At 63.2% G+C, this 8230-nt stretch carries 8 protein-coding genes; 2 read left to right on the plus strand and 6 right to left on the minus strand.

Going from position 1 to position 8230, the window contains the following annotated elements:
• Nucleotides 1-63: 63 nt before the first annotated feature.
• From ACFTWF_RS05175 to ACFTWF_RS05195, 5 genes are all read right to left on the minus strand, one after another.
• A complete protein-coding gene (locus tag ACFTWF_RS05175) occupies nucleotides 64-1281 on the minus strand; it encodes a cytochrome P450 (RefSeq protein ID WP_378460190.1) in 1218 nt (405 codons plus the stop codon).
• A gap of 115 nt (nucleotides 1282-1396) precedes the next feature.
• Nucleotides 1397-2311, minus strand: a complete 915-nt coding sequence (locus ACFTWF_RS05180; RefSeq protein WP_378460191.1) for an SDR family NAD(P)-dependent oxidoreductase — start codon at nucleotides 2309-2311, stop codon at nucleotides 1397-1399.
• Between the two features lie 18 nt (nucleotides 2312-2329).
• Entirely contained in the window at nucleotides 2330-3886 is a 1557-nt protein-coding gene (locus ACFTWF_RS05185) for an APC family permease (RefSeq protein WP_378460192.1), read from the minus strand.
• Nucleotides 3887-4528: 642 nt separating this feature from the next.
• Nucleotides 4529-5212 carry a TetR/AcrR family transcriptional regulator gene (locus ACFTWF_RS05190; RefSeq protein WP_378460193.1) on the minus strand — a complete coding sequence of 228 codons (684 nt, stop codon included), beginning with the start codon at nucleotides 5210-5212 and terminating at the stop codon, nucleotides 4529-4531.
• Between the two features lie 327 nt (nucleotides 5213-5539).
• Nucleotides 5540-6202, minus strand: coding sequence for a TetR/AcrR family transcriptional regulator (locus tag ACFTWF_RS05195; RefSeq protein ID WP_378460194.1), 663 nt, complete (start codon nucleotides 6200-6202; stop codon nucleotides 5540-5542).
• Nucleotides 6203-6265: 63 nt separating this feature from the next.
• Here ACFTWF_RS05195 and ACFTWF_RS05200 point away from each other — a divergent pair, with 63 nt between their 5' ends.
• A complete protein-coding gene (locus tag ACFTWF_RS05200) occupies nucleotides 6266-7084 on the plus strand; it encodes an alpha/beta hydrolase (protein ID WP_378460195.1) in 819 nt (272 codons plus the stop codon).
• Nucleotides 7085-7275: 191 nt separating this feature from the next.
• On the opposite strand, the gene ACFTWF_RS05205 is transcribed toward ACFTWF_RS05200, so the two are convergent.
• Nucleotides 7276-7878, minus strand: coding sequence for a hypothetical protein (locus ACFTWF_RS05205; RefSeq protein WP_378460196.1), 603 nt, complete (start codon nucleotides 7876-7878; stop codon nucleotides 7276-7278).
• A 104-nt stretch (nucleotides 7879-7982) separates the two neighbouring features.
• On the opposite strand from ACFTWF_RS05205, the gene ACFTWF_RS05210 reads away from it, so the two are divergent.
• Nucleotides 7983-8230, plus strand: a 248-nt coding sequence (locus ACFTWF_RS05210; protein WP_378460197.1) for a LysR family transcriptional regulator, incomplete at its 3' end; no start/stop codon positions are given.

Raw genomic sequence — 8230 nt, forward strand, 5'->3', positions numbered from 1 at the left:
CCGCCGCGGGGGTGCCCGTTGCGAATGCTGTCAGGGGCACCGCGGGAGCATCCCTCGAGCACGTCAGGGTACGAGCCGCAATTTCAGAGAGGTGAAGTGTCGTGAGAAGTCTGTGTTATCCATCTGGGGTGCGGAGGCATATTCGATGTGCCTGTATCGCTCAGCGAGGAGATCGAACACGACGCGTGCCTGCGCGCGCGAGATGTGCTGTCCGACGCAGCTGTGTGAACCGACACCGAAGGACAGGTTCCGGCTCTCGTGTGTCGGCCTCTCGATATCGAACTCTTGTGGGTGGGTGAATATATCGGGATCGCGGTTCGCGGCGCCGATCATGAATCGGACCTTGGAGCCTGCCGGGATGTCGACAGATCGGATGGTGATGTCGGAGGTGGACGTGCGATAGAAGCACAGTTCCGGGGGGTCGAATCGGACGATCTCGTTGATGATCGCATCTCGGTGCTCGGCCGAGGTGCGGTAGCGGGAATATACCTCTGGCATCGAGGCGAAAATGTTCAGACCGGCGGCGACCAGGTAGCCGACGTCCATGTGTCCGAGGCTGTACAGCATGAGCGTCGTTGCCTTCACCTCCTGCGACGAGATCTCACCATGTTCGGCGGCGGAGAGCAGAGAGTCGAGCAAACCGGAGCCAGGTTCGGCACGTCGTGCCTCGATCAGGGCGGAGACGCGGCTGGTCAACTCCTCGAAGCCCTGTTCTGCCAGCTCGGTGGTCCCGGCCTCGGGAATTGCGGCAAGCATCGGCATGGTCTTGAACATGGAGCGCTGGATCTCATCGGCCTCACCACCTGGAACGCCGAGCACTCGGCACATGGTTCGGTGAGTGGGCAGGACCGACAGGTCGTGCCAGCCGTCGACGATGTTGTCCTCGTGCGCTTCCAAGACTTCGACGACGACAGCGGCAGTCGTTTCCGTCCACTGTGTGACTATCTTCGGTCCGAACCATTTGCTGGTCTGGCGGCGCAGTCTTGTGTGGTCCGGCAGATCCCGGCCGATCACGGTGTCGCGAACCATCGCCCACGGGCCGGCCTCATCCCAACCAGGTTCGACGGACATCGTCGGATGCTTGCCGTATGCCATCACATCGTCGTAGCGCGACACAACGTAGAACCCCAGGTCGTCGTAGAGTACCGGAGCTTCGGCCTGGGCCCGCGCGTACCAGGGGTAGGGGTCGAGTGCGAATCGCGGTTCGTCCCATGGAAAGTAACGATGTTCCGTGCTCTGCCGGAGGTTCGCCGGTGTGAGTTCGGAGGTGCATGCATCCACTGTGCTGAGTCCCTTTTCTGTGCTGAATTCCCATATGGCCGTGCTGGGGGCACCGCGCCTCGTCGCTCGTGTCACACCGACCCGACGAGGCGCGGATCCTGCAAATACCCGATAGTTAGCCGTTGCCGAGCGGGATCATCGGGTCGGGCAGTGTCTCTATGGCGTACAGGTTCGCGGTCAGACCGCCGTCGACGACGAGGTCGATGCCGGAGATTGCCGTTGCGTCATCGGACGCCAAGAAGGAGACAGCCGCGGCTACTTCTTCGGGCTCGACCAGACGTCGGATCGGCACCCTCTTGAAGTCTTTTGTCATGTGCTCGACGATATTCGGCGTCGAGGTCTTGATCAGCATGTCGGCGTTGATGAATCCCGGGGCCACGGTGTTCACGCGAATTCCGAGTGGTGCCAGTTCCATCGTCATGGTCCGCGCCATGCTCGACACAGCGGCTTTTGTTGCTGTGTATGCGGTGACCGGCCCGTCTGCGCCATAGATGTCGATCGATGAAATGTGCACGATCGATCCGCCGCCCGCTCCGATCATCTCCTTGGCCACGCGCTGTGACATCTGGAATGTCCCGATCACGTTGATGTCGAACGTTGTTCTGAAAGCCTCTGGTGATACCTCCATGAACGGCGGTTCGTCATAGACGGCTGCGTTGTTGACGAGGATGTCGACACGACCCCACGATCTCATCGCCTGGCTGACGATGGAGTCGACGTCGTCAGCGACGGAGATGTCGCCGGTCGCGATATCCGCATGTGCGCCGGTCTGCGCAATTTTCTCCCGGGTCTCCTCCAGCGGTTGGCGGGAACGCCCGACCAGGAGGACCTTGGCACCATCGTCTGCGAGACGTTGCGCGATGGCCGCGCCGATGCCTCGTCCGGCGCCGGTGACGATCGCAGTCCGGCCTGCCAGTCGGCCGCTCGAGTTCTGTGGAGACATTGTGTCGCTGCCTTTCGATCGGATCGGATTGTGGAGATGGCTTGCTGAGGTGTTGTCACGCGGCCCGGACCGGGATGTCGGGGCCACGCGTGCATCGGTGGAGGATTACTCCGAACGCCCGAGATGCTGATACTTCACGGGGTTGTTGTGCCGGAAGAAGAGTGCGACTGCAACGCCGAGCAGGAATATGGCGACGAGGATGCCGACCAGCCAGGTGTACTGGCCCGGTTCGCCGCCCACCAAGAGTTCAAGGTGTGCCACGGCGAGGACGACGGTGATGGCCAAGGCGACAGCGGCAAGGGCCGGCGCAACGTAGCACTTGATCGAGCTCTCCTGAATGGTGCTGCGGTTTCGTGCAAACCACGTCACGACAGCCACGCTGACGACCGCCATGAGAGCGAGCACTCCGAGTGATCCGAGCCCGACCATCTGCGCGTACAGCACTCCTTCGTCGAAGGGGAGGGTCGCCATCGCCAGGACGACGAGGCCGGCTGCTGCGGCGGCCAAGTTTGATGCCCGTCCTGGTGATCCGTGGACGGGATGCACGTGAGAGAAGTATTGAGGAAGCGCGCCGTCGTTGGCCAGATTGAATGCGTAGCGTGCGATGACGTTGTGGATCGACAACATTGCCGCGAGAACAGACGTGATGACCAACACCAGGCCGACGTTGACGAACACCGGCGAGACGAATCGGCCGATCGCCTCGTTGAACATCGCTGCAGGGGCGGCTGTCGCGGTGTCTACCGCGCCCGACCCGAACGCAACCACCAGCGCATAGCACGAGAGCGTGTACAAACATCCGACGAAGAGCACCGCCCCGTAAGTGGCCCGGGGGATGGTTCGCTCCGGGGATCGGACCTCCTCGCGGAAAATCGCGGTCGCTTCGAAGCCCATGAAGACCATCATCGCGAAGAGCATCGTCACACCGATGTCGCCGTGAAGGAAGGTCGTGGGAAGGAACGGTGTTGTCGAAAGGCCCTCTGCACCACCTTTTGCTGTAACGAAAGTGTCGAAGATCAGGACCAGGGTGACCTCCAGGACCATCGCGATCGACAGCACCTTGGCGGACAGTTCAATGTTGAAGTACCCGAAGACGGAGACGATGAGCCAAGAAAGTGCCGACCATATCCACCAGGCGGTATGCGGCCCGCCGAAACTCTCGATGAGCGCGGTGGCAGTGATTCCCAGGAACGCGCAGGTCCCTGTCAGGACAAGGAGGTAGGAGATCCACGCCAGATACGCTGCGCCCAGACCCATGGCTTTGCCCAGTCCGGTACTGATGAAGGCGTAGAAGGCGCCGGGACGAGGCAGCCATTTGGCCATCGTGACGTATCCGACGCTGAACAGCAGCAGGATCACTGTGGCGAGGACGAAGGCGAACGGAGCGCCCATGCCGTTGAACACGATCGTGAACGGGATGTAGCCGCTGACGACCGACAGGGGAGCGGAGAAGGCCAACACGGTGAGCGCGAGTGAGACGCCGCCCATGCGGCCTTCGAGGCGAGTTCCTTTTCGTGCACCGGTGTCTAGGGTGCCGGTCGGCGTGGCGACTGGTACCGCTGTCCGCGTGGTTGCTGTAGTCCGACCGAGATCGTCCTGTGTTGACATCTGTTTGGGGCCCTTTCGGTATGACCGCTTCAGAAATTTGTTCGTCGAACTCACGCCGATGTGAGCCGAGCTCTACTGCCACGAGGCCTCTGCCCTCAGGGGAGTGATGCGGCCGGAAATGAGGATCACACGGAGTGTGTCCCAGGCCACATCATCGAATAAATGTTAATTTAGGGGCCTCGTGTCGGGCTGTCAACTGATCACTCGATTTTTCCTTGGACAGTTGGCTCGGTATTTCCCTGTAGGGGGCAGGGCTTGGGAGATGCGATCTCGTGAGGGCGGGCTGAGTGACTCCATCGGGTCGCGCGGATCGATGAGGAGAACGCATTCAATTGAATGTCCATAAAGCTTGCTGCGACCCGGGAGTCGAGGTCGTGCCGGGAGATTGCTGTCACGGCCGCTGCGAGTACGACTCACAGACGTGTGCGCGGGCGGGTTTCGGATGCAGGTGCCTGGTGCGTGAGTCCGGACAACCTACGCCGGCTGATCGGCGACAATTCGGTCGGTGGCGTGCGTGGCGAGAGGCGGAGACGGCACACCCGGCAAGGAGAACACCGAGTTCTGCAGGTCGAAAGGTTCCGAAGTCCGCGCTTTCGCGGCATCGGTGGTCGACCTCGACTGCTGCGCTGACACCGGTCCTCGTCACGAATAGGCGTGCGCTACCCCGCTTGTTCCGGGGGCGCACTCAGTCGCCTATTACGTGGCCGAGTTGGGTGTGCGGTGGGAGACGATACCCGCCATGCGCCTGACCATTCCCTCATAGCGGTTGGCTACAGCGGGGATCGAGAGCTCGCCCGCCGGGTTGTACCAGGCGGTGACGTACTCGCACAGCGTGATGATGCCGAAGGCTGTGGTCTTGATGTCGTCGACGACGAAGACTCCGTCGTCAACCCCCTCCTGAAGGATGGAACGCACCAGAGCCACATAGTCCGTCTGCATCTTGACGACCGGCGCCAATCTCTCTTCCGGGATGTTGATCGACCGACCCTTGACAGCCATAGCTAGATCGAAGGCCTGAGCGGCGTTCGCTTGGTTGAGCTGCCAGGTGACATGCGCGCGGACCAATTGGCTCAATTGGTACACGGGGTCGTCATCGATGACGACGGATTCCCCCACATAGCTGGTGAAGTCTTCCATCGACCGTTGCAGTACCGACAGATACAGATCTTCTTTCGACGGGAAGTACCAGTACAAGGCCGGCGGTGAAATGCCGAGCTCGTCCGCGACAGCCTTCAGGCTCGTTCCTGCATAGCCGTGGGTGAGGAAAAGTTGCAGGGCGGCATCCATGACTCGGGCCTGGCCGACATCGGCGCGGTGCCCGCGGGCACCTCTTCTGGCCTGCGTGGTGCCGCGATCATCCGTACTGCTGATCGACGTCATACCCGGTCCTCGCATCTCTGGTCTCCCCGCCCAGGCGATCGACACCCTCCGCGGCAACGGGGCCGTCGGAAACATCCCGAGCCTGCATTTAACCGTCGTAAGATTCATACCACACCGCGGCCACCAGCGATTTTCTTTCGGAACTGGACGAGAAGTGGCAGCATCTTCTGTGCGCAATTTATCGATGGGTAAATCAGGATCCTCACGTAGTGCGCGGTCGTGTTCCTGCGGCTACCTCGAGGCGCCCGACCGGGTGCTCGTTCGCGACGCCCTTCGTTCCTACGCTGTCATGGGCGAGGTCGAGTGCCAGCCGCCGGGGTGTCGTTCTCAGGACAGTAGTCCGACCAGGAGGCTGCGCAAGGCATCCTCGAAGAGGTCCCGATCGGTGGGCGCGGGAGTTGCGTCCGCGGAGATCGCCCTGGCCACGTGTGGGTACGCATGGCTGTCGATCGGGGGAAGTGCGGGCTGCGCAGCGAGCTCGCTGCGGGCGAACAACGTTGTGACTCCCGTTGCCATCGCGATCGCCTCAAATTTCGCCCGACTGGAGGCCGTGACTGGTTCGAGCACCTGCAGGCAGTGATCCAGCCACGCCAGGGCTTCGGGACCGAACGCGGGCGATTGCTGGGTGACGTCGAGGAGCCAGGAGTGACGCCGATACAGGTGCAACTGTCGACGGGACATCTCGAGCATGGTGTCCAACCATTGATCATGGCCGGCTGGGTACGGGCGGAGCTCGCACATGACGTGATCCGTCATGAGCGCGAGAAGTTCGTCCCGCGATGCCACGTACCGGTACAGCGAAGCTGCGCCGGTACCCAGCGCTGCGGCAACGGCCCGCATCGACAGGCCGGCCAAACCTTCGCGATCCGTGAGTGTTATTGCAGCTGCGGCGATCTCGTCGCGGCTGTGTGCGGGGACCGGACCTCGTCGACGCCGGGGCGTCTCCCCGGCGGAGGCTCTGCGTTCGTGGGGTCGGGGTTGGTCGCTCACCTCACAATCCTAAACTGCGAACACTGTTTGCTATTGTTCGAGTACGCACCTCAGGAGGCGGCGATGCAAGAGCGGGTTGAACAGGTGGGCGACGTCGTCCTGCATACAGTTGGCGACGGCCCCGCTCTGGTGGTCGTTCATGGCGGCGGGGTGACGATCGATTCCTATCGCCGACTGGCACGCAAACTGTCGGATAGATTCACCGTTCATCTTTATAACCGACGCGGACGCGGAGATGCGCTGCCCCGTTCGGAGCCTTACGACGTTCAGGAGGACGTCGACGACCTGCGAACGGTGCTCGAAAACACGGGTGCGGATGGCGTTATCGGCCACAGCAGCGGTGGATTCATCGCCCTGACGGCTGCCCGGCAACTGCCCATCGTGCGTCTCGCTCTCTACGACGCAGCAGTGTCCGTGAACGGTCTCTTCCCCGCGCAGTGGCTGGAAAGTGCCAGCGCAGCGGCCCGGGACGGCGACATTGCACGTGCGATGGCGATCACCGGGGCCGGCATCAACACCCAGTCGCGGGTGGGCACCCTGCCGCTGGGTGTGCAGATCGCTATGAGCCGACTGTTGTTGCGCACTCCCGTCGGGCGCACCATGGGTGCTTTGTTGCCCATGACGTTGGACGAGTCGCAGACGATCGCACGGGCCGACGGTCCGGCGAGCCGCTGGTCGGCGGTGACTGCGGAGGTTCTGTTGGTGAGGGGGGCGGACGGGCCGCCCTACTACGAACAACTCAACGATGCCCTTGCTGCTGCACTGCCGCGCGGCCGTGCAGCGGCGGTCCGCGGGGGCCATGACGGCATCAACCGCGCCTCGGCCCAGCTGATCCAGACGTTCGCGGCCTTCTTCGGACCTGCGGCGCACGGCCAACACTGAACGTGCGCGCAGGCTCCAGCCAACCCCTCGAGGCGTGTCGGTTGGTGGCCCGGCTCATCGCCCGTAGCCCGAGCTCCGCGGAACCGGCCGCCCCACCAGTAGTTTCCGGCGACCGGCATGCGGGATCAGCCGCGGTGGGCACGCTGGAGAAATGAGCCGGCCCACGGAGGTTCCCAACGAACACCGCCACATCAGGCGGTGACCACCCGTGCCGCATCATTGTCGACGATCGTGCTCATGACACACGTGATGGCGAACTTCTCCGGCAATGTCGAGGTGGCTGTCTCCTCGCGCTGCCCGACAGTACCTACGCCGTCATGGTCGCGGTCGACGATCGGTGCAGGGGTGTGCGTGTTCGGGTGCCGGCCCGCGTGAGACGAATCACAGGACTCGTGGGTGGCCGGCGGTCGGATACCGCTGGTGCACCGGGGTGCCGCGGGCATCGCCGATGCGTGATTGGAGACGATGCCGACGTGGCGGGGCTGCCGAGACGAGCTGGTTCCGGCCCGCCGGGTACCGCGCGAGCGTGCGAGCGAGCGGGCCGCGGTCAAGGGGGAGGGTCCGCGCCCGACGCCGATCAGCAGCGCATGCGCGCCGACGAGTGCCCAGGCGAAATTGGCTGCTGCGCTGGGCCATGCGCCGTACAGGGTCGAGGCGGTGCCGCTGAGCACGCCACCGACGGCATTGACCATGGCGTAGCGGCGGGAGTTGATCGACAACCGGCCGCGATTCGCCAACAGGTACGCCATCAGTGTGCCGATTGTTCCTACCCACCCGAGCACCGCCGCGGTCACGGCTCCTCCTCTCACGTCTTCTCACGATGTACACCGGAAGTATGTGGTGGCCCAGGGGTTCAGGACAAGTGAAATGTTCTGCACCCTGGGTTTAGGATTTGTGAATGGATATCGATCCGCGACGGTTGCGTTACCTGCTGGCGGTGGCGCGGGCGGGTGGGATCCTGGCGGCCGCCGACGAGCTGCACATGACGCCGTCGGCGGTGTCGCAGCAGATAGCGCGGCTCGAACGTGAGACCGGTCAGGTGCTGATGACGCGCACCCCGCAGGGTTCGGTGCTGACGCAGGAGGGAACGCTGCTCGCGGAGGCGGCCCAGGATATCGAGCGGACGCTGGCCGGGGTGCGGTCACG

The organism is Rhodococcus sp. NPDC056960, from assembly GCF_042674125.1.
Lineage (GTDB): Bacteria > Actinomycetota > Actinomycetes > Mycobacteriales > Mycobacteriaceae > Rhodococcus_F.

What these genes read in the sequence shown, in the direction of transcription:
- ACFTWF_RS05190 (WP_378460193.1), bottom strand. Translation starts at nt 5,212, where the DNA reads ATGACGTCGATCAGCAGTACGGATGATCGCGGCACCACGCAGGCCAGA.
- ACFTWF_RS05200 (WP_378460195.1), top strand. Translation starts at nt 6,266, where the DNA reads ATGCAAGAGCGGGTTGAACAGGTGGGCGACGTCGTCCTGCATACAGTT.